Here is a 25854-nt window from a genome sequence, read left to right as displayed (position 1 = left end):
TCAGTTCTTAGTATAAATAAATTCACGCATAATAACAAGCTCGAAAGCCCTGGGAGCAGAGCAAGCCCCGCTATATTCATTCTGCAACCCTCCGCTTCTTAACCGGCACACTCTCCCGTTTTATCCGCTCCAGGATCCTTAGTACCACCTCGGCCGAGCAGTTGTCCGTTTCCGCGTAGGCGATGAGGGCGTCAGTAATGTCAGCTTCAGGCGAGTAGAACCCCACCGTCCAGCCGGTCTGTTCGCTCCGCTGTTCAAATAGCGGGCCATCTTTGTCCGCGATCAGCACCCCATAGTCATAGACCGGCTTGATAGAGATAACGAAGCACCCGCTGCCGATGTCCCTCAGTGCGGGTTCGTATCCATGGTCCGCAAGAAGCTCTAGTACATCCCCATACTGCTGTTCGGCCGTGGTTGCGTAATTTGTAGTTTTCATATTCGGTTCTCCTCTTTACATGACTGTTCTAACTCCCTTCGCGAGGAACATCAATAGATTTAGGGAAGAATAGCAATGTATTATCGTCGTCAACAATAGGGCGAGCCATTGACAAGGGCTCCTCTTGTTCTCTGTAGCCGGTCCCACCACATGGTCCGGGATCAATCCTGCGAACTCACCTTCGCTTCACGCTGCCTCAACTCTTGGTGCCGTTCAACTCGATATCTGGTGAACTGTGGCATCGAAGGCGGATCTTGGTTGCGGTTTTCCGGTCGAAGTGCGAGCTTAGATATCCAATACCGATACTGCCAACCACCGCCGACAATATTGGTGTGCGCAATCTTCTCCAGATCGGCGTAGGTGAATCTCTTTTCGCCAGCAAGATATTCATCGATCAACGACATGTACATGTCACTTCCGACCTGGTGTGTCAACCATAGCCAGCGGGCAAGTAGCAGATCGCGGTTCCTATCGATTAGTTCATCAATTATCTCGTGCTCCACTTTGACATGGTTAGCCCGATCGATCGCCCACCGAAGCACGTCCTGACGGTGGCTTCGCAGCCTGCCTACCCGACGAGACTCTGCAACTGCGAAAGCGAACCCCGCGATACCAACGAGCGTTCCGATGATGCCTGACACGGCAAGAAATATGCTCACGGCGTCTTCCTTCTAGGATGAATCTTTGGTGAGAGGCGACTCGTGCAGCGCGCTGGCGTTTCGAATGGACGCTATGTCCGAGTTCACGGCATCAAGCGATACCAAATCGGTAGCGAGGGGCCTAGGGCCTTTAGACCCCTGACTTCCCAGAATTTGTAACAGCCCGCAACCAGGCCATCCAGAAACCATTCCGCCCCGATTGAAAATCTTACAGTTGCGTTCACTAAGAAACGACAAGCACTGCGGATGACAAGGCCAGCACCTATCCGCGGTCCGGAAAATCGCCAGATTTCCTGGCGACTCACTTAACCTTTGGGCAAACCTCACTGGGATCCACTTGCTCGCTCTACCATGACCATGTCTCCGAACCGAGGTGGTGTCATGACGGACTACACGCAGAAGGCCGCAGAAGCGGTTGCTGGCGAGGTACGCAAGCAGAATGAGGACCTCAAGAAGGGCGAAGAGCAGCGTCAGCGCGTTCTCAAGCAGGAAGCCCAGGATGCCTTGAACGCGCAGCTTCGGCAAGTCAAGGATACGAACCAGAAATAGCGAGATGCTCGTTACCTTCTATGTCGGGGGCGAAGGGCAGCAGTAACACACAGGAGAAACAATGGCATGGGGTATATCAGCTTCGGAATATGACTGCGAACCTGCCGGAACAGATGAGACGAAAACTCGGCACCCGGTAGTTGTTCGACCAACTCAATTAATCCGTTGCTACCCGTCGCGATTATTGCGGTCACGGCTTGAGCGAGGACCGGGGATCGTTCTGAAACGCCTCTGCTTAGTGACGCCTAGAAAGTAAGAAGGTGGTGGCGGACTGCTATGCGCCATGCCCCGTTCGGCTTCGCGAGCCATTATCTCGCCAATCCGTTCCCGCAGTTGTCTGTCCGCATCCTCGGATGTTGCAGCCACCTCGGGGTCTCCTCCCTGGCCTTCAGGTAGATCGCCAGCGGAGCTGCGCCCCCCGGACGACTCGCTGTAGCCGTCATGTTCCATCATCGCCCCGACCCCAACAGAGTAGAACCGCCCCGCAGTAAGCACAAGGTGTCTTTGTACCCTATCTTTCGGGGGTTTATTAACCAGTCAGTAGCAAATCTTGATTGTTCTGTCATTTGTATCAATCTCCGAGGTAATTATAAAGATCAAATAACAGGCGGTCAAGATAATTTCGGCCGTCTACCTGGTGTTTTGCTTCTGACGGGATCGGATCGTTACCTACTGCGCGACATTCGTTCATGAGCTTCTTGGCCTCCTGTATTGTGAACGAAACCTGATTGTAAGGAGTTCAACATGCCCAACATTGTGAATATGGACAGAAACCGAGCAGTAGGTCCTTACCTCAAGGCGGATCCTAACCCATTAGCGCCACAAAGTATTCCCGTACGGAGTAACCGCACGGTGATTGCCCAGTAACGGATTCGTTGTAGGCCAGCTCATGGATGGGCCACAGAGCGACCCACGACGCTTTCTGATGGTGAGGGCGCTGCAGCGACGAGCTGGTTCGTTCTTGCAGCGGCGAGATGCTCCGCAGAGTTAGCGGGCGGCTTGCGACCGCGCGGAACCCTGCTCGGTATGCCCTCATCGCCGCACTACAGCGGCGTCAGCCCCCGGCTCCTTTTCACCACCGCCCCGATCTCCGCCGCCCACCGCACCGCGGCCGGGATGGTGTCGATCTTCGGCTTGAACGCCTCCAGCTGGTCGACGGGCACCCAGGCGTAGTCCGCATACTCATCGTTCAGCTCGATCTCTCCACCCTCGTACTCGGCGTAGAAGTGCGGCAGGATCATGCTGTTGCCGTCCTTCTTCTTGAACAGGACGTTGTACGACACATCTTCGGCAATAGAAATCCTGGCAGCCTTGCCGATCTCCTCTTCCTTCTCACGCCGGATGGCGTCGAGGATGCTGCCGTCGGTAGTTTCCATCTTGCCGCCGATGAGGGAATAGACGCCGTCGTAGTCGGCTTCGCCTTTGCGTCGGGCCAGCAGAACGCTATTCACGGCCGGGTCAATGACGACCAGCTTCTGGCAGTACTGAAAATGAGTGGCGTCGCTCATACTTCTCCTTGGGTGGCTAGTTGGCTTAGTTTCTTGGGTTGCAGCTTACGGCTGCCATCGACATACACGGTGACGCCGCTCATCCCCGCTTTGTATCCCGCACAGTAGACGTCGCGGACTTCGTCAGCCGTGGAGCCCGCAGGGAGGTTGATCGTCTTGGAAATAGCTTCATCGGTGTAGCGCTGCAACGCCGCCGCCATACCAATATGACCCGCCGGACAGATATCCGAGGCAGACGCCAGAACCTCCCTGACCGCTGGCGAATGGGTTGACGGGTCGTCGTAGATCGACTCCTGGTGCTTGTCGTGAACGACAGCTTCCAACGCCGCCAGCACATCATCGTTCGCCGAGAAGGTATCGAAGTGCGGCTCAATGCCCGTCGAGGCGTCAATGACCAGCGCACTCCGGCCGGTGGGAGGCAGGGCAATGGTCGACACGTTGCGTAGCATCCCGGTGGCTGCGATGTGCCGGGACAGCCTGCGCCACTCCCCAGCCGACACCGTGCCAGAGTCCAGGTGGCCGTAGAGCCGCTCAATGTGGCCCGGTGCCTCCCGGTGGCGGTTACCGATGACGGTGGTACACATGGCGCCGAACGGCCCGCGCTGCTCGGCCAGCCGCACCGACTCCTCCTTGGACGCAAAGTTAATGAGTGACAAGGCATCCGCCATCAGCGTGCGGGCCGCTTCTGAATCGTAGGGAAGCCCAACCACACTCAGCGCATCGGCCAGCCCGCAGATCCCAATGCCGATCTTGCGCTTCTGCCCCGAGACGTGCCGGGCCCGCGGGCCGCTGAGCTTCTGTTGGCTGATCTGAAGGCTGTTGTCCAGGGCGCGGGTCAGCAGCTGCGTCGTCTGCGCCAGCCGTGCACTCCGGATCGCCGGCCGCCCCGCGGCGTCGGTGGATACGAACTGCCGTAGGTTGAGGTAGCCAAATTGGCACGTTTCGCCCGCGATGAGCCCAACCTCGGCACATGGGGCAGTCGTGGTGTAGGCCCCCAACCCAGGCAGTGGATTACGCGCGTTCATCCGGTCGAGGAACACGATGCCGGGGTCAGCGCAGGCAGCAGCAGCGCCGCAGAGCGTTTCGAAGAGGTGGCGGGCATCAGCCTGGCGGCCGTCCCAGAGTTCGATCGACCCGCCACGTTCCATCGCTTCCATGAAGCCGCGGTCCAGGTCGACCGAGATATTGAACTTCCAATCTGTTTCGTCCGACGAGGCATCCGCCTTGGCGGTGATGAACTCGTAGACCTTCGGGTGGCGCACGCTCAGAACGGCCATGTTGCCGACTGGCCGATCCTCCTGACCGTTGTTGGCGCTCTCCACCGCGACGCTATTGAGGAAGCGCAGCGTGGCGACCGGATCACTGGTCGCATCGAGATTGAAGCCGGTGCCCATGCCTTGCTCGTGCAGCCGGACTATCTCGTCCTTCAGCCGATGCGAGCTGACCGGATCGAAGTCGATGGTCGGCATGGTGCAGGCGGTGAGTGGCCGGTCATGGTAGCGCCCCGCGTTGGTCATGACCGGTGTACTCATGACGATCTTCCGTCCCGCCAGCGCCGTTTCAAATGCCTCGGCGAACTGCACGCCTGCGCTGTGACCAGAAAAATCAACCTCCTGACGGGCGAGTACCCTCGTCACCCGCTTCACCATCGCTGTGGGTGTTTCATCGACACCAATAATTCTGCCAAGACGTAGGACATGCTCAGCCCGCGCGGACGGGATAAATTGCGGCATAACAAAACTCATTCCTGATGAGACAAGCGAATCTGCGGCTACGCCAGAACAACGCAGCCTGAAGCGGCCCGGGACGAATCGCCCAGGCACCCGCGAATTTGTTGAATAGGTGAGGTATTTCAGTCGCAGGCAGCGCCGGTCGGCATCGTTGCCTGCCAGCGCTGGAGCCCGGTGGCACCGGCGAACTCTTCGACGCTGCTCACCACGCGGTCCTCAACGAGGTCGACGCCGAAGGCATCGGTGGCGACATCGGTAACGGCCGCGATCATCTCCCTGGCGGTTGACGCGATGGCCCGCTTGTCATCGACCGGCGTCCATCGCCCTACGGCCGGCACTTCGATCAGCCACCAGCTGCTGCAGCAATGAACGCGGACGAGATACTGGCTCAGCGACATTCGGTCCCCTCGCTCCCGTTGGTGGGGCAGCTCGGCACCAGGGAGAAACAAACCAATTGCGCTGTCCCGAGCAGGTTTTCCTCTGGTGCCGAGCGCCTGCCATCGACGCTAGAAGCGGAGCTCAGCGCACCGCCAGGCTTTTGCTTGGATTTGCTTCGGGCATGCCTGGACCGTTGACCGACCATCTCGTGACAAGCCACGATGATGGAGTTCGAGCAAATCCACGCACCACAAGACCTAGGACGGTCGTCATGCGTTTACGATGCCTCGGTGTTGGTAGTCAAAACGGCACGTGCCCAACACTTTTCGCCTCCGATCATGGAACGTACGTCATCCAGGGATGGCGGGTCGGCCCGAACGGCTCCGTCATCGAGATACCCCACATGCTGCTGGGCTTCCTCGAACCCGGGACCTGCCTCGGTACCACGCTGACCGATACCGGCCGCGGTACCTTCACGCTCAGCGGTACCCCCGTCACCGATCTGGAAGCACTGCAGCAGATGAACCTGCCCGACCACGAAACCGCCATCGAGGTGGCGATGGGAAAGGAAATCCGGCCCGTATGAAGCTGATCCAGGGCGAGGAATTTGTCGACCTCTTCCGCGGTGGTGAGTGGAAGCGGGCCTTTCACCTGGAAACTCAGGACGAGTATCTCGTGGCCGACGAGCACGAGCCGTTTCGCAAGTTTCTGGCTGGAGAGCCCGACGACTATGAATGGTGCCGTTCCTGGGATGACCTGATCCGCGATGTAACCGGCAGCGGCAAGCAGGTACACCGGGTGCGGCTGGTCAGTATTCCGCATGTCGACTACACCCGGTTCGGCCTGACCATCGCCCCCTTAAACATCGAGGCGGGCGAAGAGATCAAGTGGCTCCCGCGGCCCCTGATCGATCCGGCCGAGCTGACGCAGGATGACTACTGGTTGTTCGATGACGACCTGGTCGTCTTCGTCACCTTCCGGAGTGATGGTGACTTCGGCGGATTCGCCGTTACCGACGATCCAGTGATCGCGGCTCACTGCACCGCCATTCGAGACAAGGTGTGGGGCCTCGGCATCCCGCACGCTGACTACGTGGGAAGCGACTACGCTGCTGCCAAGTGACCAGCTCCAGCGTTCGTGATGCCAGAGAGGCGTTAGGCGGTCGCCTACGTGACATCCGCAAAGACGCGGGCCTCTCTGGCGTCCAGCTGGCCGAGCTGGCGGGGTGGCACTCCTCGAAAGTATCGAAGATCGAGAGCGGCAAGCAGATGCCGGCCGAAGCCGACATTCGCATCTGGTGCCGCCACTGCAAAGCCAAGGGGCAGGTACCCGACCTCATCGCCACGCTGCGCAACGTCGAAGCCGCCTACGTCGAGTGGAAACGAATCGCCGGTATCCGGCGCAAGCAGCAACAACTCCACACCCTGGAAGAGGACACCCGGCTCACTCGCTGGTTCGAGCCGGTCATCATGCCAGGGCTCCTCCAGACCCAGGACTACATGTGGGCCATGCTCAGCAAGGTGTCAGCCTTCTACGGCCACGATGAACCAGTCGATGACGGCATCGCCGCCCGACTGGAACGTCAGCAGGTGCTCCACCACGGTAACCACCGCTTCAATTTCGTTCTGGCCGAACAGGTTTTGTACACCACCGTCGGCTCGGACGACGTCATGATTGGCCAGCTCGACCACCTGCTCAGCACCATGCGGCTGCCGAATGTGGTGGTGAGTGTCATCCCGCAAATGTCGGACTACCAGGTGCCCACCACCAATTTCGCCATCTTCGACCGCAAGGTCGCCTTTGTGGAAACCATCTCGGCGGAGCTGACGATCACCCAGCCGAGGGAACTCACCCTCTACGAGCAGGTGTTCCAAACGCTATTGGACCAAGCCGTCGTCGGTGAAGCGGCTCGAGTATTGATCGGGAAAGCGATGGGCCAGCGACAGCCACGGCCGTAGGGGACCGTGACCGTCGCCCTCGGTAATCTTCGACCGTTAGTGGCTGGCCACCAGCTCCAGAAACTCCCGCACCTCCGGCACCACTGCATGCGGCCGAGCCGTGGTGGCGATGGAATCCAGCTTCCGGCGCAGTCGGGATGAGGCTACCGACTGGATGGCGGCGTAGTTGTCGGTCAGCAGCGCGCATGCGCGAGCCGGATCGCCAGCGTCGAGGTGGTTCTGTGCTCGGTAGAGCTGCCAGGCGGCTTGTTCTCGTGGCCACTCTCCGGCAGTGTCATGGGCCGCTTGAAGATACGCCTCGGCCTGCGCATTCATGCCTGCACCGAGATACGAGATACCCATTAGCGCGTTGAACTCGGCTTCCGGCAGCCACACCCAGTCAGGATCGCGGCCACGGCCAGATTCGTAAGCACGGTGAGCGCGGGCCATTGCTCGTTCCATCGCCGCTCGATCGGTTGGCCCCTGGGCTTGAGCCTCGCGCAGCGCGGCCAGTGCGCGAACCTTCGGCCCGCCTTGCCCTCTCGCTGCAGATTGGGCGGCCTGGGCAAGATTGGCGGCCTTCTGTGGGCGAAGCTGTGAGCCTTCGGTGCCCTGCGGAAGTCCGACGGTGGCGAGGTCCATAATGCTCGCGTTCATCAGGGCGTGCGCAGCGGCGATACCGTCACCGCTCTCGTTAGCGGTCTGCACTGCCTCCGCGTACAAGCTGCGGGCAGCCTGCCGCTTGTTGGCATCGAAGTGTACCCACCCCGCCGCGGTCATCATCTCAGCGGCGGCGCTTGTGAGGGTCTGCGCGGTCGCTTCGGTGTAAGTGCCGCTGTCGAGCAGCTGCTTCACGTAGCGGACTTCGTTGGCGGCGAGGCGACACAACCGGTCGCCACCGACGAGCAGATCGAGTTCGTGGATCTGACCGACGCTAGCGTTGACCTCGGCGACCTCGGTGGCTCCGACGTGGATGCTTCCGGTTGATGATGCTGCGGCAGCTTGCCCTGCGGCTCCGGCCGTCACGGCCGTTCCGGCACCGAGAACGCTGGCCCGTAGGAAATTGCGACGATTCACGTCCGCCTCCTCGTCCGACTCCACCACCAGTATGGCAAGCGGAACGTGAAGTGCCTTGGCGATGCGACGCAGCACCCGCACATCATGGATAGCCGCGGCGTCGTGTTCCAGTTGCGAAATGACCGGTTGGGTGTAGCCGAGGATGACTCCCAATTCGGCCTGCGTCATGCCGAGCGATTTGCGAATCCGGCGAATGACCTCGCCGGTTGTCATGTGCATGCGGTTGTCCCTGCTTCCATATGAACGTGCATCTGCAAGATCGGCCAAACGCTCGGGACACGTTGCCAGGCAGGGGCTTTCGCCCCCGTGAACGCAGTTTATACGGTTTTCCGTATATTTCAGGGGTTTTGGCTATTTTGGCCGGTAGCGGCCCAAATTGGGGCCTTACGGTCGGCGTGTGCCCCGGTACCGGGGGCGCGCCTTAACCCCTCAGAAGGCGTACCGGTTCGGGTGAGACAAGGGTCGGTAGCAGATGGCCCCGGTACCGGAGCACCTCGTGATGTGCCATGTCCCAAGAAACCGGAGACCTTGTCATGCATTCCCTTGCCATTCACCAGCTGGACGCGCTGAATATCCAGCGCACTCACCAGGCGCCGAAAGTACCTTTCACCGTCGCTGAATCTCACACGATCATGCAATTCCACGTTGCGTGCAGGGCGAAGCACTGCCCACGAAAAGCAGCCGCACTGCAAGTGCTGGCCGACACTGGCCGCGTGAAGCCCTCCACCACCAAGCCGCGGTGATCCGGAATGACTACACAGCCCAACCACGGCGCGCCGGAAGATCGGCCGTCCAGCGCAAGCGACACCACGAGTGGTTCAGATGCGGACCCAAATTCTGTTGCGGCAGAACCAATCCCAGAATGGGCGCCGCTGGAACCATTGCCTTCCAGCGAGATGTTCCTGGCGGTCTTCTCCGGCGCCCAACCAGTGACAGCCGGAGACATCCTGCATCCGGCGTACGACTTGGTGGAATGCCAACGGGAGTACCGGCTTGCCCTCGGTGTTATGGCTGGTGCGGAGGCATCGGCGGCAGACCTGAAAGCGGCCGTAGCAATGCTCGTGACCGCGGTGGCGGACATCGAGGTACTGGTCACGATCATCGACGATGCCGTAGCCGAACGGCTGAAACTGCACCGCACCGGGTCCGACAAGGTCGTCCAGGTGATCGAGGCAGACACGGCAGCGCTGTCGGAAAGCGTCCAGCCCGATCGGCTGGCGCCCGTACCCCTGCATACCGAAAGCATCGGTGAGATTGCCGCCCGCATGGCGGATTTGTGGGAGCGGGCCGTCGCCAAGGGCAGCGAACCGACCTGTACACCGCAGCTAGAGACGCAGCAGCTGGTCGAGCTGTGCGCCGGGTACGACTGCCTGGCTGCAGAGATCGAATCCGGCCGCCGCTTGCTTCCCGGGATGTGATCCCCCATGCGGCCCACCAGCCCACCCCGGCGCATCAGCCACATCCACATCGAATCCGGTGCTCTGAAGCTGGACTACCAGGCGTCGGCGGAACAAGCCCAAAACGTTGCCGACGAACTGGCGGGGACGTTCGCCGACATGGAGCTGCGCGTCACGGTGGACGACGAGGTGCATGCCGATCTGCCGCCGCTGCCCTGCAGCGAGTTGTGGGACTGAGGCTGTGTGCCGGGTCCGCGCTGTTCGCTCTAATCCGTTTCCTCCCAACACTTTTCGAGCTGAAGAACTGAAAGGTCCATCACCTATGCCTGACAGCCATCCTGCCCCGCCCACCAACCGACCGGCGTACCACATCTTCTACGGCGCCGATCCGGAGCGGCCCTTTGCCTTCACCGTGCCGCCAGTGGAAGCGACGCCGGATCAGCCGCTGCCGGACAGCGGACCGTTCCTGCGGGTCTGCGCTGGCGTCGAGGAGCCGGGCACGGTCATGCTCCGCACAGCACGGGAGCTGGTAGGCATCTGGCGACATGTCCATGATGAGCGGCCCAAAGACACCGCCAAGATCAATGAGCAGCTCAATTTGTATGTGTGGTTCCTCGACCGCGAGGCAGGCGGGCACACCAAAGACGTTGTGTACCAAGCAGATGCACCGCTGAGTCCATCGACGTACGGCCAGTGGGTGTCGTGGTTGGTATGGAAGTACCTGCTGTATGCCCTGCGGCAGAACGACGCCGAGCATCATGAACGTGATGCCGCCGAACTGGGCTGGTGCATCGAGTCGTTCAACGAGTTGGTAACAGCGGTGCGGGAGGGGCGGCTGCGCCTCCCCGAGGAACAGGGGCCGGAGGGGGATGGGACGGAGTTCCCGCCACGGCGGGTGTGGCCGGACACTGGGGCTCGGTCGAGCGGGACCGACCAATGACCTCCCCAGAACCCACACACTTCCGGAACTTCGTCCAGGCAGACGGCAAACTAGCCGAATTCATGTGCCAAGTGCACCTAATGGATCTCACTATCCCGCGAGCACGGGAACTGCGGTATATCCATCGCTTTCATCATCCAGACGAGTGCATAGTGCACCTGGAGGCGGCGTACCTGCTGCTGCTCCAGGATGACGATGGGTGGGGCAGCTTGTCCGTTCCCGAGGGCGATGGCTGAACCGAAGTGGATTCATCGTCAACGCTCATCTTCATCCTGTGGCCCGCTTCGGTGTTCTTTACGGCCGTGCTGAGCTTTCGGGTTGGGATGTGGTGGAAGGGAATCCAACAGCCGGGGCGGCATGAGTTCGTGCCGGGGCGCACAGCAGGCACGCGGCGTCACAGTGACGGTACGGATCGCTATGTGGAGGTGGCTGAGTACCAAGAGGCTGACCTGGAGGACAGGCTCCGTGCGGTAGACGAGGCGGATACAGCGCCGATGGAGGGACCGCCGGCCGGAGGCCAGGCTGGGAGATGGGACAGCGAGGATGCGGACACGGAGGTTTTGCCAAGGGTGCAGGATATACGGCCACCGATGCGGGCTACGCCGATACGCATACCGCCTTGGATGAGGGAGGGGCGGCATCGTGGTCGGCGGGGGTAGGGGCTGCTCCAATGTTGGTGGCCAGTACCGAAGCGGATAGCTTCGAGAGCGGTAACTCACTACATGCGACGTCGGTTTCCGATGCGCTCAACGAGGCCCGAGCACACATTGCCGGGGGCATCGCTCTGGACACCCGTCCATTTGGGGCAAGCCACTGCGCCCCCCGCGTCGTTCGATTGTCGCGCGTGTTGTTTCTGCTCGCAGTAGGCTGGTCCTAGTCTTGATCTGAGCCAGTGGCTACCATTGCGAGATAGCGGGTAAGAATGGACCGAATCTATACGGCATTTGTGTCTTCGACATACAGGGATCTGATCGAGGAACGCAAGCTACTTCAGCAAAACTGCCTGCACGTGCGAACAATGCCGCTAGGAATGGAGTACTTTCCATCGACGGGCGTCGGGCAATGGGAAGCCATCATTGACTGCATCAAGGCCGCCGATTTTTCAATATTCATACTCGCGGGACGGTACGGGTCGATCGACCCTAGGACCGGAATTTCATGGACGCATAGGGAATATAGAGAATCCAGAAAGCTCGGAAAGCCGAGCATCGTGCTCATGCACCGAAATATCGACTCATTGCCTCGAGGCAAAGTGGAAACAAACTCAGCCAGCCACAAGAAGCTAATGACATTCCGTAAAGAAGTAATGACTGACCATGAATGCAGGACATGGGAGACCGAATCCGAATTGGTGTCCGGACTCCTCGCATCGATTGATCACATGAAAGAGAACCACTCGATCACTGGATGGGTGCACGCCACTCCTGATCCTGTAGTAACTGATGAAAGCACGTTCAACCGGACCGTACTGCTCATGGATACAACGCACAGATATGAGCGCTCCAACACAGCACCAGATCACCTCAACCTGTACTATTCAACCCGCAGAGCGATACGATGCAATCTCCCACAAGGAGTTTCGACGGTACCGCTAGCATGGTCACGGGCGAGCGACAAGCTCATGCCATTCGATCCAGGGAACCCACCAACCCTGCAGCTCGACGCTGGAACTCGCACCGGACCGGGCACTGTCGTTCTGCGACCAGCACGAAAGAACACGGGCGCCACCTATACAGCCGATATCGCCTTCGATCCGCCACTCCGCCAGCACGAGGAAGCCGACTTTTCAGTGACAGGAAATTTTCCAAATTACAGATTTGGATCTGCCAGCAGGCTGCAGCAGGCGACGGAGGGCACGCCACTAGGTACCCGTTCGTTCGATTTCTATTCCTTCCAGATCTCCTATCCGACTCGCGAGTTTCGAGTCACGGTGAATATCCCAACGAACCTCGGCATTACCGCGTTGGGGCCGCGGCACGGTTATCATGGACAAATGGACCTCCCTCAATCAGTTTCACAAGACGACGAGTACAAGATGGAGGAGGTCGATATTGATGGAATACCGCATTATTCCATGCAACTACGAGTAACAGATCCAAATTATCGACGGCGATATCGACTTGCATGGCAGCTACCATAGCAACCAAGCATGACAGCTCCTGCCTCTTGCCAAATTCCATGAATAGATGCCCGAGGAGGACTACCCGTGGACCGCTTTTGGACAGACCTGGCTGATACCATCGTGCCGTCACTGTTGGGCTTAAGAAGTCAGATCAGCTCCTTGTCAATCGACACAAAGCCCGATAGCACATTGCTAACCGAAGCAGATATCGAGGTACAGAACCTCATCGTTCGGCATATTCGTGCGCTGGATCCGAACGCCTACATCATCGCCGAGGAAGATGCGGAGGAAGCGACGCCGCTACTCCGTCCTGGCGAATCAGTCCCGTCGGACGTCTGGATTGTCGATCCAATCGACGGCACCGCCCAGTTCGTGAAACCTGACGAAGTGGACTTCTGTAGCGTTGTTGCGTTGTATCGGGATGGGCAGCCGGTATCAGCGCTGGTGGTGGCACCGGAGTTGGGCCACGGTCGTCAGCCAGTTGTCATGTTCGGCTCAATCGAGGAGGGCCTGCTCACGGTAAATGGCGAGCCCGTGGCACTGGATACACCTCAACCGATCCGCCACGCCGCCTCGACAACCCGCTCGGGCGGTGAGTTGCCCAGTGACATTGAAACTGCTTTGGCCACAAAGGGATTCGCCATCAAGCACCGGACAACCTCACAGACTCTCGATATGGTTAGGACTGTGATCGATCTCGGTGGCGTATCACCCGTGGCCTCGCCCTTTGATCTGTTTCACCGCCGAGAGCAGAAACTTTGGGACGGTGCGGCCGGGATGTGCCTGGCGACGATCGCGGATCTCAGCATCAGCGATGAAGACCGCCACCCGATTCTGCCGCTGGATAGTTCGTTCCTGAGTTCGGCTGAGCCAGTGTTGAAGTCATCGCTCGTCGGGAACCCCGCTGTAATCGGCGAGCTGCTGCCCTACTCGACGTAACGCAATCCGAAAGGTACCTATGAACGACCGCCTTACCGCTGACGACTACCAGCAGTTGGCCACGATCATGGCTGGACCACACGGTGCGCCGGTAACCGCCGGCCGTCCAGCCGATGTGTTGATCGTCTTCTCGTGCGCGAATGCCACTGTCGGCCGCACCGCCGCTCGCCTTCATCAAGACGGCTTGGTCAAGCACGTCATCTTCTCTGGCGGGGTGGGCAAGGATTCGGGTGGGCTGGCGGACCTTGGCATCGCTGAGGCTCAGTTCCTGGCCTCAGTCGCCATCGCCGAAGGGCTTCCGCCCGAAGCAATCACGCTGGAACTCCAAGCCCGCAACGGGCGCGAGAACGCCGCATTCTCACTTCAACTGGCAGCCGATCTGGACCTGCTTACTGCGGATTGCCATATCGCCAGCCTGGCACCGGCCGTTCGCAGTCGGCGCCTGTACGAGGAGCTGCGGTATCAGGCGGGAAGCAGCTACCCGAATGTAAGATCTACTTCCGGCTTCTCAAGCGGCACTGTCGATTACACGGCCGAGCCTGTGCAGGCTGAGCTGATTCGTGAGCTGCGCGGCCTTGCCACGATGCATACGCTCGCTACTCCGCGGATTTACCAGTTGGAGGAGTTCCAGCCCGGTGGGGCATACTTTGATCTCGCAAGTCGCGCAGGTGTTCTCACCTAGTTCCGCATTGAGCTGGGCTGGCTATCGCCTTTATGCAAGGCCAGCCTCAGCCTGGTAGGCAGCGACGACATCTGCTTCCTCCACCTGCTTGTTGTTGGTGAGCAGTTCGTGGGCGCGAGCTAGGTCGGTTCGGACCACATCACGGCTGGTGACACCTTTGAGCAGGACATACTTTCGGACGAGCAGCCGCGCCTCGTGCCGCCAATTGTCGTAGTAGCGAAAGGCTTCTTGCGCCTTGTCGAACCAACTCACCACCGCCTCTGTCTTCTCTTCCATCTTCACTGCCAGTTCGGCCCGCTTTGTCAGTCCGTGGCCAGCTAAGGCACCATGGGTGTAGGGCCGGTCGTCCAGGGGCGGGAGGGCGTAGTCCAGTGCGATTGTGTACCGGGCAAGTGCATCGCCGTAGTGGTTCTTACCCATCAGGGCGTAAACATCGCCAAGGGACAAGCTGAGGCTGGCGATGGGATTCTTCTGACCGGCGAACAGCTCCTCGGCGGCAAGATAGGCGTCCCGGGTCGCTTCCAGGTTATCCATCGTCGGCTCAATCCGACCGAGCTGCAGACGGGTATCGGCGACTTCCCGGATGGCAACCGCTTTCGCACCCGGCAGCGCACCGGGCAGGCCCAGCAGCTGAATGCTCTTGTCGTACTGAGCGATTGCTCTCTCACACCGCTCACGCAATTCCGCCGCCTTTTCAGGTGGCAGGGCCTCGGGAAGCCGCAGCTGGTCCAGGTCGTCGCGTACCTTAATCATGGTGATACGTGCACGGTTACGGAGCAGGAAGCCGTGGAACGGTGGATCATCCTGCTGCTTAAGAGCTTTGAGGCCAGCGGCAGTGACCTGTTCCCAGTCGTCCCACCAGTTGCCGGTTTCCAGCAGGTAGAACAGGCTGCTGGCCAGGCGGGGGCCGAAGGGGGCGGGGGGCTCAAGGGCACAAGCTCGTTTGGTGAGGTCGACAAATGCCAGCCGTTCACCCGCAAACCAAGTGCTTATCTTGGCGTGATCGCTGATCCAGTTATCGGCAGCGCGCCGCCCTTTCCATCTCTCAGCGTCAATGAAGTGGTGGTCAACCATGGGGTTGTTCGGGTTGGCTTTATCGAAGGCGAGATTGACTGCACCATAGTAGCCGGTGAGCAGACGGTCGACGGCTGTGCGGTATTCGTTGGCGTCGGCACACTTCTCAATGCCAAACTGCCGCAAGAGGTCATGCACCTCGAACCGACCCGCAGCATAGTCTATTAGACCTACCGAATCGAAACTGTCGACTATTTCATTAGCATTAGTCTCGTCTTTCTCAGCCACCAGAGTGACCGAGTACCAATCGACACCTTTTCCGAGTCGAGCGCTGAGCATGTGGTACGCCCGTCGACCTTCGTCGGATAACTGATCGTAAGAGGTCGAGAAGATTATCTGTAGGTTCTTGTCCCTGTCTTTCGTTGACATGACTTTGAGCCGAGCTCCCGCTTGCTCCAGCTGCCTTATTAGCTGCGCAGACTGCATTCCGCGTTTCAACCGAGAAGCGAGATTTCGTAGAGCCAGAGGCATGCCAGCCGCATACTCAGCGATTAACCTCAACTGATCGTCCGGCCCACGCCGCTCTGGTGGAACATTCTTCTTCAATACCTCAAGCGACTCGTCATTATTCATCGGTTCCAACCGAATTGGAACAAAGGAATGCTCAAGCGAGGTGAGTGGCGAACGCGTGGTCACGACAGCTACATACTGCTCGGTTGTGGGCAATAGAAGCTCGATATGGCTTTTATCGGCAGCGTCATCCAGAATGACGACGGCATTATGCTCCGCTGCGAGCTTGCGAAACCTGATTGCTGCCGCCACCTCGTTGTCTGGTATCGCGACGGGTTTACCGCCCTCAAGATGCGCACTCAATTGCTCCAGCGCTTGCCGTGGCGTCGTGGGATTAGAAGATTCGTCGGGATTGTTCCCGAACAGTAAAATGGAACATACCGTCGCATTGCGATGCTTACTTACATATTTGCCCCAATAACTGGCAAGAGCTGTTTTCCCAAAGCCAGGCGCACCCGAAATAACGATAGACCGGGGACCATCGTGAAACCGGGCATCGTCCAAGGCCCTATTCAGGAGCCTGACGTACCCGCCACGTACAACGTGTTTTACATCGAGCTCTTCGGGTGCCTGTTTAACTTTCCCCCACATTATGACAAGCTGCGTGGCTAGCTCACCTCGGAGGTTGCCACTCCAATTCCAGATGCGGTCCTCGCTTACCGATTCCTCGGCACGGTTGAAGGCATAGCGCAAGAAGTAACTCTCTTCGCGCCCCTCTATTCCCTCGATATCCAGTTCATCCACTTCGTATGTCAGGTTATACAGGCAGACGGCAAAGCGCTTCCACGTAACCTTGGACATCTTTCCGCTCGGCAGCGTACCGACGGATTCTTTAGGCAGTTCTTCCGAAGCATCCCCCAGGACAGATCTCACCAACTCAACCTTATCCTGACCGGCGTCCTGCCACTCACCAGGCCAGATGTCGGCTGTTGCAGCAGCCAGGTATGGCACAGGCAGGTCGTCGGCCTGCGGCTCGTCTGGCGCGCCCGCGCGCAGCCACGCTTCTACTCGCTTACGACTACGCGTGAGGGTCCTAAGTTCGGCCGTAAGATTGTCTTTGATCTCTTTGCGCTTGTCAGCAGCCCATTCGGCAGGCACGCTCGAATCATATGCCTGCTCAAGATCAATAGGTAGCTTCAAGTTTCAAGCCAAGCGGTTGTTTGTGGCAGTGATTGTAGCGCATTGGTCGCCACTAAGGTCGCTCGAATAATGAGCCCACAACCCACTGTATGTAGGCAACCGGTCTACCTCCATTCATCTCGTCAAGTAAGTCGCGTAGCCAATAGTGCGATTCCCGCTTCAATGCCATAGACCCACTTGAAGACATTGAAGAAATTAGTTTTCGGGCTCGTACCGGATCATTCCGAATGACTTCTCTGACGCCCTGATCGATAGCAAAACATACATGTCCAGCTGCATCACGTAGTTCGCCGCCGTGAAGCTCCCCGGAGGCAGTATCGCGCCGCTTTTTCCGCTCATCGAAATATCTGTCAGATGAGCGAGACCGCCAACTCCACGTCGTTTCGCACAGTGCCATAATCTCTTCATCGCCAAACTGGCTAAGATCGATCCGGCATTCGGATTCTCCCGCATGCTCGATCACACCCTGATCCGGTGCTGGCAAAAGCAGGTGAGCAATTGTCGCAAAACAATGCCCTCGCGGATCGTTCTCGTCATGCCGCAGGAGATTAGGCATGAGCTGGGTAGCCACCCAGCGACGATAAGTCGGCTCAGCCGCCAGAGTGCGAGCTGTCTCACGCGCAAGATACGGGTTCCTTTTGATTAACGGCTGCAAGCCCTGGCCAACCGCTTCGTACAATGAACGAGTCGCCTGCAGATTATGGTATTTATAGGACTCTTGAGTATCTGACCGGTATAACTCATGAGTCAGCGCGCCACCGAGAGCTGCGACTTCCAGAAAAGAAAATGTAGAGAAATCAAAGGCTGGCGGGGCTCGTTCTGGCTGTTCCCGCTCGGGCTGCGGCTGGCTGGTAGGGCTGAATTCTGCGCTCATCTGTTGATCTTGCTATTTAAACATGACATCAATCTAGTTGCAATAGCTAAGCTTTTTGCCTTAGCATGGCATGATAATTCTGTCAAGTAGTTCACTCCCTCGGTTCACTACCACGCCCAGGAAAAGGGTGGCAGTGAACTGAGGGAGTCAGTTTCCGTGGGCGCTAATCATTTTTCGTAGGCTCGCCTTGTTGGAGATAGTTGCAACGCCCCGAGCACCCGGCTCAGATGCAGCCGAAGAGCCAAGGGGCGTCACCGCCAAGGAGCACCCAGTGGCCGAGCTGATCGTCGCCGCAATTGGAGCGGTTGGATTCGTGGCCGGATGGCTTCGGTACATGCCAAGGCTGAAGCAGTACCGGCGCAATCATGTCCGTTTTCGGTTCTCCGCCGAGATCACCGTCCACACAGCCGACGGCACAGAAATCATGCACCTGGTGCTCGGCCGGTCGGATTGCACGGCTCTCCCTGGGGGCGACAACAACACTACCGCCTAGTCATCAGGTGTGGTGCCAACCCAAATCGTTGGCACCACACCACCGTTGGCTCCTTCCTTCTATTTCCTAACCCCAGACCAAGGAACCCCCAATGCTCGACCCTGAAATGCTCGACCTCGGCACACCCACCACCGCCTACCGCCAGCAGATGGACACGGCCAAGCTCGTGCTCCTGGAGCTAGCCAACCGCCGGCAGTCCCTCGTGCCCGGCATGACGGAGTACCTCCAGGACAAAGTGCACGTAGATAGCGGCGATGTCGGCCGCCGTCCGGCCCATGGCTGGTTCTACGCCGATGCCTGGCAGCACGAAGGCCACAACATCGACGAAATCTTCCTCAATGCCGATCTCCGCAACGGCGGAGACAATCGCTTCACCGCCGAAGACTGGTTCATCACGCTCGTCCACGAAGCCGCCCACCTGTGGAACCACATGAACGACGTGCGGGGCACCTCCAACCGGGGCCGCTACCACAATCGGGAGTTCGCCCAGGTCGCCGTAGCACTCGGTCTGCACGTCACCAAGCACTATCTCTACGGCCACCTGACGCCGTGCCTCCAGCCCTCCGCCCAGGTCGACTACGCCGATCTCATTGCCCTCCTGGACAAGTCGCTGGTGATGGTGCGTGAACCGGCCAAGGTCAAGCGAACGCCGAAAGGCAGCCGTGCCGGTACCACCACCGTCGGCACCATAACGCCGACCGACGACACCCAGGCCAAGTACATCTTCGCCTGCTGTGCCTGCCAAACCGCCCGTGGTGGCCCCGTCACCATCCGCATGGCCAAAGGTTCCTGGCGCGAGGACGTGGCCATTACCTGCTCGGCGTGCGGCCAGGCTTTCGGAGTCTCAACCGCCGCTGGTTAATTCGCGAACCCCCGCTCCCCATTTCCTCATCCCCGCAATCCAGAAGGAGGCTCACCATGCCCAAGAAGCAATCCCCGAACCTGCCAGTCAGGCTCACCCTCGACCCGGATCTCCTCCCCACCGTGCCCTCCGGCGACGATCCCCATATCGCCAGTGAGATCGCCAATTTCGTTCTGGAGCTGGTGGACGATGCCAGTGAAGACCTGAAAGATCGCCTGACGTATGCGCGCTACCAGGCCGCTCCGGCGAGTATCAGGCACGCCGATCACTTCCACGCCGTACTGAACCGAGCGGCGCTGGAATGGCTGCGGGAGTGGCCGCAGTGATCACGCGAACCATCAAAAAGGTAGGGCTGCTGGCGGGAGCAGCCGTTGCCCTGGCCACTGTTCCTGCCTGTGGTCCAGATACCGCCTCCACACTCGCCCCAGTGGTTATCGTGGGGCCTGCGACGTCGGCCGAACCGCTCCCCACTATCCCCAAAGCCCTTGAGTCCGAATTGGTTTCCTTCGCCGAACAGGCCAAGCGGGCGGGCGATGCCATGGTGCACATCGTCGGCACCGCGGGCGGGCTGGGTATCGAGCGGGATTTAACACCGCTCCGGGGTAAGGACGTCGAACACGGGTCCGCCCGTGAACGCAAGATCAGAGAAAACATAGCGGCCCTCGGAAACGATCTGGCGAACCTTCGGACCTCAGCACCGGGCCTGGATGTGCTCGGCCCGCTGGATGCCGCCAGCCAGTATCCCGGTGCCCGGATCGTGGCGCTTTCCTCCGGCCTGAGCACCACGGCACCGGTGGATCTGACCCTCGGCTGGAACTTCAATCCAGCCGCCGTAGCGGAATCGGTTCAGCGCCAGGGCCTTTTGCATCTCGCTGGCCACGATGTCACCTTCGCCGGCATCGGCGTGGTTGGTGGCAGCGTGCAGACCCGGCTCCCCGCCGCCCTGCGAAAACAGGTGCAGGACTTGTGGATTGCCATCTGCCAGAAGGCCGGGGCCACCAGTTGCCGCCTGATGGATAGCGAACCGTCGACGGAACCGCCCCGTTCAACGCTGCCCGTGCCGGTGGTGCCAGTGCCCACGGCCCACACAGATAGTGATGGCTGCGCCGTCTGGCAGCGCCTGAGCGACGAGCAGCTGCACTTCGCCGCCAACAGCAGCGAGGTGCCCTCCTCGGCGGATTCGGTGTTGCAGCCGCTGGTCGACTCGGTGAAACGCTGCACGGCGCATCGGGTCGAGGTGGTAGGGCACATTGCGGCCACGACGCCGGGGGGCCGGGACGAGAGCAATCTCTCAGGCCGGCGAGCCGAAGCGGTGGCAGCCCGCCTTGTCGCACTTGGCCTGCCATCGAACCTCCTCGGCACCGTGGCAGGCCGCGGCGCCAGTGAACCGGTCATCCCGAACTACTCCCCCTCGGGCCAGTTTCTCGAGGCAGCCGCCGCCCAGAACCGCCGGGTTGAGGTCGAGCTGCATCGCTAACCCTCGCTCCCCCTAACGGTTCCCAAGGCAAGCCTTCCTCCCGGCAATCACCATCTCCCATCTCATATTCCTATCTCCAAATACCCATCTCCCCAACCCGAAGGAGTATCCATGGCCCTCCGAACACGAAGATCGTCCCCTCGGGCATCGGCACGGCTCCCGAAAGCCTCACCGCCCGTGAGCTATACGCCTCGCCAAGTATCCGACGCTGAAGTACACCGGGCCGTCGCGGGACGGAAAGACCGGCGTCGCGCGGCGAAGATTGTTCGTTGGCTGATCCAGGAACAGGAGCTCATCGGCAACGCCCGCTCCCCAGAACGGCCCACCTACGGTGAGGCGGAACTGCTGAGCCAGGGCATCGCTGCTGCCAAACAGATTCGCAACGACGGTGCCGCCCGGCTCGGTGGGCTTATCCAGCAGGCGCAGCAGCTGCGCGGCGAGATTGCCCTCGCGGAGGGCGACATGGCCCGGCTGTCTGAGCAGCCGGTCAGTGGCACTCATGCCGATCTGCTCACCGCCACCGAAGCGACGAACCGGCACGACACGATCGCTACTCGGGTGCGAAAGGAAGCCGACGCGGGCAGCCTGAAGCATCGGCTCGTGCCGACGTGGCTCCGGCGAGCGATTCTGTGCGTCCCGGTGGTGGACTTGCCCATCCTGACGCTGTTCTCCGGGGACATATTCAATGTGGCCTGGGATCAGGTGGCGGCCGGGCAAAGTCTCCTGCCAGCCATCACCAGCCTCATCTTCGACCTGCTCGGTACCGCCGTTATCGCCCTCGGCCTGCATACGGCCGGATTCGATCTGCGCGGTGCCAAGGACGATCAGGCGGAGCCGCAGGTGCCGAAAGGGCAAGCGGGCGTGGTGCATAAGGTCCTGATCGGCTCGGCAGCGGCCATTTCGGTGGGCGCCAGCGTGGTGATGGGGTATCGGGTGGTGCGAGAATCCTTGGCAGCCGAGGTGGGCATGGCGGGAGCGGTCATCCTGGGCCTGTTCTTCGCCTGCGTGGTGGCCACCTTGAACCTGATGGTGGTCATCACAGTGTTTCGGGATGGCTCGGTGCAGACCGACGAACTGCGGCACCTCAGCAAGCCACTCCGGCGAATCCGGTTGCAGCACTTGGCGTTGCAGCGCCAGCGGGATGAACTGATCGGCCAACTTGATCTGCTTATCGTCGAAGGCCAGCAGGTGAAGCAACAGACCATCCTCCAGCTGGCCGAGCCAGTGGTGGGAGCCGAGCAGCTACGGGCCATCACACGGGGACTCCACCAAGCCTGCGGCTGGGGCGTGGATCTGCTTGCGGCCGACAGTGATTCGTTCGGCGTCTTCGCTCCCGGCATTGACGTAGATACCCGCATCCTGGACGAGTTGCTGCAGCAGCTCGAGGCTACGGCCGTGCCGCGGGAAGCGGTGCTGCCGGATGCCGCCGAGGCCGGCGAGGGCCCGAGAGCGAACAAGCCTCATCCCGTACCCAGCAGTACTGAGCGCGCCCTGGCCAACGGCCAGGTACCGACGACACAGGACGATTCGGCCGCGTAGTCCGGCACAGTCACGCCGCACCGGCCATCACTTCTCTCACCGTAAAGCCGGTCTGCGGCACTGGGGGATTCACCATTACATCATGAAGCCGATGCCGTAGCCGAATAAGTCATCTATCTCATCAAATCCAAAAGGAGGTTTCTATGCCTAGTGAACCGAGCAACCAAAAGCAGCCGCATCCATGGCCCTGGGAGCGTGAAAGCGGCATCCCGAAGGGAGACGATGCCGTCATCACCCGCCATCTAGCGAATTCAGCTGTCAAGAAGCTCACCACCGCGCTGCGTGACATCGTCGTCGCCACCGAAATCCACGAAGACATGACACCCCGCTCTGCCGCCAAAATGTGGGAACTGACCAACATCATGAGCGGAGAACTGGTGGCCTGGGTACGGCGGTGGCCACGATGAGCGGCCATGAACCACAGGGCCTGATCGATCGCCTGATGAGCATCTGCCTGACGCTTCTCGGGGCCGCTATAGCGCTGTACTGCGCCGTGAAGGTCGTGCAGGCCATCTTGCCGTTCCTGGTGTTCGTTATCGGGACCGGCGTGCTGTGTTGGGTCGGGGTTGTTGTATATAAAACATGGCGCGAGCGATGGTAAATCCAGTGCGCTTATTCGCGTATCCACCGGTAGAACAGTGGGGCGCTTCGGGTGTTGTGGAATACACAAACTGGATTGACCAATTGCGAATTCGCAATTCATAGTAGAACGCAGGGGAAGTTGCGTATTCGCAACTAGTGCACACGCCGTAGCGCTGTGCCATTTACATCAAAAGTATCAACTAAGACGCTATACAAGGGAGGGCCTAAGTATGTCAAAACACGGAAGAACTAATTATCGACGGAGCGCACAGGGGCGCGACTCCAAGCCCGGCTACCGCGTCACCGTCGAAAGCATCCGCAAGGAGCAATACGACTTTGAACGAATGGCTAAAGCGGCACTCGGATTTGCGCGGGCCAAAGCGAACGCGGCCGACGCCCGTGCTGAAGTCGCCGAGGCCACCACAATCGCCGTCGTCCCGCCCGACACTCCGCCGCCCACCAGGGACGAAGCGGCATCAACGGAGGGCGCCTATGGTGCGTAACGATCAGCTCGAACTACCGCTTGGCCCGGATTCCGTAGTCTGGCAACAGATTTGGTTTCCTCGGCCGTTTCCCGAAGCCATCGCTCTGGGCGTGCTACGGCAATGGGCCTCGGAAGCCCATGCGCCACAGCTCATCCTGGAAGCCCGCTCATCCACCAAAGGCGTGGACTACCTAATCGGCAGCCAACTCCGCTACGCCAAGACTGTTCAGCGCACCATCGAGCACCTGGTGCCCGGCAGCCAGGTCAGCCAGCAACCAGGCGACCGCGGCCCGGTGTCCATAGCTCGGCGGGTACAGCCATCATCGCGGGTGGGGTATATAGAGCCGGAGGATGCAGTGGCCTCCACGCGATCGATTCTGCTTGCCCTCATGGCGGTATCCGGTTCGGAACAGCTGGTTTTGCAGCTGGAGCTGGGTGCCCGCCGCCGACCACAGGCTCTCCCCGTAGAGCTGCCACATCAGCAGCAATCCGTCCTGTCCAAAGTGCTGGAAGGTATCCAGCCCGAAACCCGCACCGAGGTGAAGCAGGCGCTCGGCAAGAAACTCGGCCAGCATGGCTTTGAGGTCACGGTGCGCATCGGGGCCGATGCCGCTACCAGCGACCGCCGCCGAATCCTGCTGCTGAGCCTCGCCTCAGCACTCGGCACCGTCAACGCGGTCGGCGTTCACCTGGAGCTGCGCGCCGACGATCCCAGACGAATCAACACACCGCGCTCCCGCTCCTCCTGGGCACTGTGGCCGTTGGTGGCACGTGGTCGCCATCTGGCCGCAAGTGAAGCACTATGGCTTACCGCGTGGCCTGTCTCCGACCGCGAGGAAATCTTCCCAGGGCAAGGCTCGCTGCATCCGCGCAAGCTCCGGCCGACGCCTGCGCTGTCGACCGGTGAACGAATCGTGGCGCAGGCCAATGCTCCTGGCGCCGATCGACTCATCGCTTACGACACCACTGATGCGTGCCAACATACTTGGATTATCGGGAGGACCGGTGTGGGCAAGACCGAATTCATCCGGTCCCTCATCCGGCAGGATTGGGAAGCTGGACGACCGGTCGCATGCATTGAGCCAAAAGACTTGGTGGAGAGCGCACTGCGATGTGTGCCAGATAGCCAAAAAGACAACATTGTCGTGCTCGATCCACTGGACGACTTCCCGGTCGGCATCAACGTGCTGGATCGGCTACAAACACCGGATAACCCCAGCGGTACACCGCCGGAGATCGTTGCCGACCAACTTTACCACATCTTCCATACGCTCTACGGCAACGCCTTGGGGTATCGGAGTGGGGATATCTTGCGGGAATCGCTGAAAGCCATTGCGCTCGCCGAGAATCCCAGCCTGATTATGCTTCCCATGATTCTGACCAACCCTACGTTTCGGCGACCACTGGTGAAACGAGCGATTGAACGTGACCCGGTCGCCTCGCGCAATTTCTGGATGGACTGGTTTGAGAAGTTGAGCCCGGAAGGCGTTATGAACCACATTGCGCCGCTCAGCAACAAAGTCCGTCCGTTCTTGGATCGGTACATGAGAGGCGTACTGGCGCAACGACATCCACGCTTTAACATCCGGCAGGTACTAGCGGAAGGCAAATCGCTGATGATACCGCTGCAACCGGGGATACTCGGGCCGGAACGTGCCCAACTCATGGCCGCCGTCCTGATGTCCGAACTTTGGAATGCCATTCAGGAGCGGGCGAACACCCCGGCGCATCAACTGCGTCCGCTGATGGTCTATGTCGATGAAGTGGAAATGTTTCTCAACCTACCTGTTAAATTGGATGATGCGCTCGCCACGGCTCGCAGCCTCAAAGCCGGTTTCCATTTGGCCCATCAATACGGCACACAGCTGCCGCCCACCATGCTCAAAGCCTTCCAAAACAATGCCAGGAACAAAGTATGTTTCAACCTGGGCGTGGACGATGCCAAAGCCATGGCCGCTGGCCAAACAGTACTCACGCCAGAGGATTTCACGTCGCTACCGGCGCATCACGTGCTTGTCCAACTGATGCGACAGAACTCCGTACAACCGTGGACCTCCGGGATCACACTGCCACCGATCGAAGAATCCGGCGACAGCACAAAACTGAGTGACCCTGACGACATCCGCGCCCGCAGTCGGGCACGGTACGGACGGCCACGGGCCGAAGTCGAAGCGGAGTTCATGGAGCTGCTTGAAGCGACGGCCAGAGCCAAGGAGCGCCAGACAGGGCACCCAGGTGTGCATGGTCGGCGGCATCAGCGCCGGAGGCAGCCGTGAGGGGCCGAACCGAGGGACCTGGGGCGGGAGGTCGGGCCGAGGGCCGTGATCATAAAGATGATCATCAATTGTTCACTCGCTCAGTCTCATCATCCCTGGCCAAAGGCCATTCTCTGCTCCACCGGGTACCGAATGATGGTGCCCTCACGGGCACCACACCTCCAGCCAGGCCGCCCGTCCGGCACGCTC

27 protein-coding genes are annotated in these 25854 nt (G+C 59.9%); 19 read left to right on the top strand and 8 right to left on the bottom strand.

Annotated features, from left to right (window positions below; genetic code table 11):
• Nucleotides 1-76: 76 nt before the first annotated feature.
• Nucleotides 77-436 (bottom strand): hypothetical protein, encoded by a 360-nt coding sequence (locus NM1_RS08225; protein ID WP_068016018.1) that lies wholly within the window; start codon nucleotides 434-436, stop codon nucleotides 77-79.
• Nucleotides 437-597: 161 nt separating this feature from the next.
• Nucleotides 598-1095 (bottom strand): hypothetical protein, encoded by a 498-nt coding sequence (locus NM1_RS42065; protein ID WP_147288844.1) that lies wholly within the window; start codon nucleotides 1093-1095, stop codon nucleotides 598-600.
• A gap of 381 nt (nucleotides 1096-1476) precedes the next feature.
• Here NM1_RS42065 and NM1_RS42060 point away from each other — a divergent pair, with 381 nt between their 5' ends.
• Nucleotides 1477-1644, top strand: coding sequence for a hypothetical protein (locus NM1_RS42060; protein WP_157123869.1), 168 nt, complete (start codon nucleotides 1477-1479; stop codon nucleotides 1642-1644).
• 1043 nt (nucleotides 1645-2687) lie between these two features.
• Here NM1_RS42060 and NM1_RS08220 read toward each other — a convergent pair.
• From NM1_RS08220 to NM1_RS08210, 3 genes are all read right to left on the bottom strand, one after another.
• Entirely contained in the window at nucleotides 2688-3152 is a 465-nt protein-coding gene (locus NM1_RS08220; RefSeq protein ID WP_068016015.1) for an NUDIX hydrolase, read from the bottom strand.
• Complete coding sequence (locus tag NM1_RS08215) at nucleotides 3149-4885, bottom strand: ribonucleotide reductase barrel domain-containing protein (RefSeq protein ID WP_169814216.1); 1737 nt, start codon at nucleotides 4883-4885, stop codon at nucleotides 3149-3151. The genes NM1_RS08220 and NM1_RS08215 overlap by 4 nt, the downstream gene beginning before the upstream one ends.
• Before the next feature lie 119 nt (nucleotides 4886-5004).
• On the bottom strand, nucleotides 5005-5280 hold the full coding sequence (locus NM1_RS08210) for a hypothetical protein (RefSeq protein ID WP_068016009.1): 276 nt from the start codon (nucleotides 5278-5280) through the stop codon (nucleotides 5005-5007).
• 383 nt (nucleotides 5281-5663) lie between these two features.
• Between NM1_RS08210 and NM1_RS43835 the strand changes: the two genes are divergently transcribed.
• The 3 genes from NM1_RS43835 to NM1_RS08195 are packed head-to-tail and all read left to right on the top strand — an operon-like array spanning nucleotide 5664 to nucleotide 7218.
• On the top strand, nucleotides 5664-5846 hold the full coding sequence (locus tag NM1_RS43835) for a hypothetical protein (RefSeq protein WP_246010796.1): 183 nt from the start codon (nucleotides 5664-5666) through the stop codon (nucleotides 5844-5846).
• The gene (locus tag NM1_RS08200; protein WP_068016003.1) at nucleotides 5843-6382 is read left to right on the top strand and encodes a DUF6879 family protein; all 540 of its coding nucleotides are present in this window, start codon (nucleotides 5843-5845) and stop codon (nucleotides 6380-6382) included. Before NM1_RS43835 ends, NM1_RS08200 begins: the two co-directional genes overlap by 4 nt.
• Entirely contained in the window at nucleotides 6379-7218 is an 840-nt protein-coding gene (locus tag NM1_RS08195) for a helix-turn-helix domain-containing protein (RefSeq protein ID WP_068016000.1), read from the top strand. The genes NM1_RS08200 and NM1_RS08195 overlap by 4 nt, the downstream gene beginning before the upstream one ends.
• Before the next feature lie 36 nt (nucleotides 7219-7254).
• Here the strand turns inward: NM1_RS08195 and NM1_RS08190 are convergent, their stop codons facing one another.
• Nucleotides 7255-8493 (bottom strand): helix-turn-helix domain-containing protein, encoded by a 1239-nt coding sequence (locus NM1_RS08190; protein ID WP_068015997.1) that lies wholly within the window; start codon nucleotides 8491-8493, stop codon nucleotides 7255-7257.
• A gap of 530 nt (nucleotides 8494-9023) precedes the next feature.
• Here NM1_RS08190 and NM1_RS42055 point away from each other — a divergent pair.
• The 6 genes from NM1_RS42055 (at nucleotide 9024) to NM1_RS08155 (ending at nucleotide 14354) form a co-directional block, all read left to right on the top strand.
• Complete coding sequence (locus NM1_RS42055; RefSeq protein ID WP_147288845.1) at nucleotides 9024-9692, top strand: DUF4254 domain-containing protein; 669 nt, start codon at nucleotides 9024-9026, stop codon at nucleotides 9690-9692.
• A 6-nt stretch (nucleotides 9693-9698) separates the two neighbouring features.
• Entirely contained in the window at nucleotides 9699-9908 is a 210-nt protein-coding gene (locus NM1_RS08180; RefSeq protein WP_068015991.1) for a hypothetical protein, read from the top strand.
• Nucleotides 9909-9993: 85 nt separating this feature from the next.
• Nucleotides 9994-10611 (top strand): hypothetical protein, encoded by a 618-nt coding sequence (locus NM1_RS08175; protein ID WP_068015988.1) that lies wholly within the window; start codon nucleotides 9994-9996, stop codon nucleotides 10609-10611.
• 922 nt (nucleotides 10612-11533) lie between these two features.
• The gene (locus NM1_RS40935) at nucleotides 11534-12751 is read left to right on the top strand and encodes a DUF4062 domain-containing protein (RefSeq protein WP_084519269.1); all 1218 of its coding nucleotides are present in this window, start codon (nucleotides 11534-11536) and stop codon (nucleotides 12749-12751) included.
• A gap of 66 nt (nucleotides 12752-12817) precedes the next feature.
• On the top strand, nucleotides 12818-13672 hold the full coding sequence (locus NM1_RS08160) for an inositol monophosphatase family protein (protein WP_068015981.1): 855 nt from the start codon (nucleotides 12818-12820) through the stop codon (nucleotides 13670-13672).
• Nucleotides 13673-13691: 19 nt separating this feature from the next.
• Entirely contained in the window at nucleotides 13692-14354 is a 663-nt protein-coding gene (locus NM1_RS08155; RefSeq protein ID WP_068015976.1) for a YdcF family protein, read from the top strand.
• 30 nt (nucleotides 14355-14384) lie between these two features.
• Here NM1_RS08155 and NM1_RS40930 read toward each other — a convergent pair whose 3' ends face one another.
• Nucleotides 14385-17036, bottom strand: a complete 2652-nt coding sequence (locus NM1_RS40930) for an NB-ARC domain-containing protein (protein ID WP_147288846.1) — start codon at nucleotides 17034-17036, stop codon at nucleotides 14385-14387.
• Between the two features lie 94 nt (nucleotides 17037-17130).
• The gene (locus NM1_RS42050) at nucleotides 17131-17952 is read right to left on the bottom strand and encodes a hypothetical protein (RefSeq protein ID WP_147288847.1); all 822 of its coding nucleotides are present in this window, start codon (nucleotides 17950-17952) and stop codon (nucleotides 17131-17133) included.
• 271 nt (nucleotides 17953-18223) lie between these two features.
• Here NM1_RS42050 and NM1_RS08140 point away from each other — a divergent pair, with 271 nt between their 5' ends.
• The 9 genes from NM1_RS08140 to NM1_RS40925 all read left to right on the top strand — a co-directional run bounded on the left by NM1_RS08140 (nucleotide 18224) and on the right by NM1_RS40925 (nucleotide 25665).
• Nucleotides 18224-18445 (top strand): hypothetical protein, encoded by a 222-nt coding sequence (locus tag NM1_RS08140; protein ID WP_068015968.1) that lies wholly within the window; start codon nucleotides 18224-18226, stop codon nucleotides 18443-18445.
• Nucleotides 18446-18536: 91 nt separating this feature from the next.
• Nucleotides 18537-19307, top strand: coding sequence for a hypothetical protein (locus NM1_RS08135; RefSeq protein ID WP_114699424.1), 771 nt, complete (start codon nucleotides 18537-18539; stop codon nucleotides 19305-19307).
• Nucleotides 19308-19363: 56 nt separating this feature from the next.
• Nucleotides 19364-19633: a hypothetical protein gene (locus NM1_RS08130; RefSeq protein WP_068015964.1), complete on the top strand. Its 270-nt coding sequence runs from the start codon at nucleotides 19364-19366 to the stop codon at nucleotides 19631-19633.
• A gap of 101 nt (nucleotides 19634-19734) precedes the next feature.
• Nucleotides 19735-20784: an OmpA family protein gene (locus NM1_RS08125; protein ID WP_169814215.1), complete on the top strand. Its 1050-nt coding sequence runs from the start codon at nucleotides 19735-19737 to the stop codon at nucleotides 20782-20784.
• A 177-nt stretch (nucleotides 20785-20961) separates the two neighbouring features.
• Nucleotides 20962-22323, top strand: coding sequence for a hypothetical protein (locus NM1_RS08120; protein ID WP_068015959.1), 1362 nt, complete (start codon nucleotides 20962-20964; stop codon nucleotides 22321-22323).
• Nucleotides 22324-22466: 143 nt separating this feature from the next.
• Nucleotides 22467-22730, top strand: coding sequence for a hypothetical protein (locus NM1_RS42045; protein WP_147288848.1), 264 nt, complete (start codon nucleotides 22467-22469; stop codon nucleotides 22728-22730).
• Nucleotides 22727-22924, top strand: a complete 198-nt coding sequence (locus tag NM1_RS08115; RefSeq protein ID WP_068016247.1) for a hypothetical protein — start codon at nucleotides 22727-22729, stop codon at nucleotides 22922-22924. The genes NM1_RS42045 and NM1_RS08115 overlap by 4 nt, the downstream gene beginning before the upstream one ends.
• Nucleotides 22925-23135: 211 nt before the next feature.
• Nucleotides 23136-23408 (top strand): hypothetical protein, encoded by a 273-nt coding sequence (locus NM1_RS42040; protein WP_147288849.1) that lies wholly within the window; start codon nucleotides 23136-23138, stop codon nucleotides 23406-23408.
• Complete coding sequence (locus NM1_RS40925) at nucleotides 23398-25665, top strand: type IV secretory system conjugative DNA transfer family protein (RefSeq protein WP_174556850.1); 2268 nt, start codon at nucleotides 23398-23400, stop codon at nucleotides 25663-25665. Before NM1_RS42040 ends, NM1_RS40925 begins: the two co-directional genes overlap by 11 nt.
• The last annotated feature ends 189 nt before the right edge of the window (nucleotides 25666-25854 follow it).

It is taken from the genome of Nocardia mexicana NBRC 108244 (assembly GCF_001613165.1).
In the GTDB taxonomy this organism is placed as follows: domain Bacteria; phylum Actinomycetota; class Actinomycetes; order Mycobacteriales; family Mycobacteriaceae; genus Nocardia; species Nocardia mexicana.
This window is presented reverse-complemented; position numbering and strand designations above follow the sequence as displayed.

Bases quoted from the DNA above. Each gene is read 5' to 3' on its own strand.
- NM1_RS08180 (WP_068015991.1), top strand. From the start codon at position 9,699: ATGCGGCCCACCAGCCCACCCCGGCGCATCAGCCACATCCACATCGAA.
- NM1_RS40925 (WP_174556850.1), top strand. From the start codon at position 23,398: ATGGTGCGTAACGATCAGCTCGAACTACCGCTTGGCCCGGATTCCGTA.
- NM1_RS08215 (WP_169814216.1), bottom strand. From the start codon at position 4,885: ATGCCGCAATTTATCCCGTCCGCGCGGGCTGAGCATGTCCTACGTCTT.
- NM1_RS42060 (WP_157123869.1), top strand. From the start codon at position 1,477: ATGACGGACTACACGCAGAAGGCCGCAGAAGCGGTTGCTGGCGAGGTA.
- NM1_RS08175 (WP_068015988.1), top strand. From the start codon at position 9,994: ATGCCTGACAGCCATCCTGCCCCGCCCACCAACCGACCGGCGTACCAC.
- NM1_RS42055 (WP_147288845.1), top strand. From the start codon at position 9,024: ATGACTACACAGCCCAACCACGGCGCGCCGGAAGATCGGCCGTCCAGC.
- NM1_RS08155 (WP_068015976.1), top strand. From the start codon at position 13,692: ATGAACGACCGCCTTACCGCTGACGACTACCAGCAGTTGGCCACGATC.
- NM1_RS08225 (WP_068016018.1), bottom strand. From the start codon at position 436: ATGAAAACTACAAATTACGCAACCACGGCCGAACAGCAGTATGGGGAT.
- NM1_RS40935 (WP_084519269.1), top strand. From the start codon at position 11,534: ATGGACCGAATCTATACGGCATTTGTGTCTTCGACATACAGGGATCTG.
- NM1_RS08220 (WP_068016015.1), bottom strand. From the start codon at position 3,152: ATGAGCGACGCCACTCATTTTCAGTACTGCCAGAAGCTGGTCGTCATT.
- NM1_RS08130 (WP_068015964.1), top strand. From the start codon at position 19,364: ATGCCCAAGAAGCAATCCCCGAACCTGCCAGTCAGGCTCACCCTCGAC.
- NM1_RS08210 (WP_068016009.1), bottom strand. From the start codon at position 5,280: ATGTCGCTGAGCCAGTATCTCGTCCGCGTTCATTGCTGCAGCAGCTGG.
- NM1_RS42040 (WP_147288849.1), top strand. From the start codon at position 23,136: ATGTCAAAACACGGAAGAACTAATTATCGACGGAGCGCACAGGGGCGC.
- NM1_RS08135 (WP_114699424.1), top strand. From the start codon at position 18,537: ATGCTCGACCCTGAAATGCTCGACCTCGGCACACCCACCACCGCCTAC.
- NM1_RS08190 (WP_068015997.1), bottom strand. From the start codon at position 8,493: ATGCACATGACAACCGGCGAGGTCATTCGCCGGATTCGCAAATCGCTC.
- NM1_RS42050 (WP_147288847.1), bottom strand. From the start codon at position 17,952: ATGAGCGCAGAATTCAGCCCTACCAGCCAGCCGCAGCCCGAGCGGGAA.
- NM1_RS08200 (WP_068016003.1), top strand. From the start codon at position 5,843: ATGAAGCTGATCCAGGGCGAGGAATTTGTCGACCTCTTCCGCGGTGGT.
- NM1_RS43835 (WP_246010796.1), top strand. From the start codon at position 5,664: ATGCTGCTGGGCTTCCTCGAACCCGGGACCTGCCTCGGTACCACGCTG.
- NM1_RS42045 (WP_147288848.1), top strand. From the start codon at position 22,467: ATGCCTAGTGAACCGAGCAACCAAAAGCAGCCGCATCCATGGCCCTGG.
- NM1_RS08115 (WP_068016247.1), top strand. From the start codon at position 22,727: ATGAGCGGCCATGAACCACAGGGCCTGATCGATCGCCTGATGAGCATC.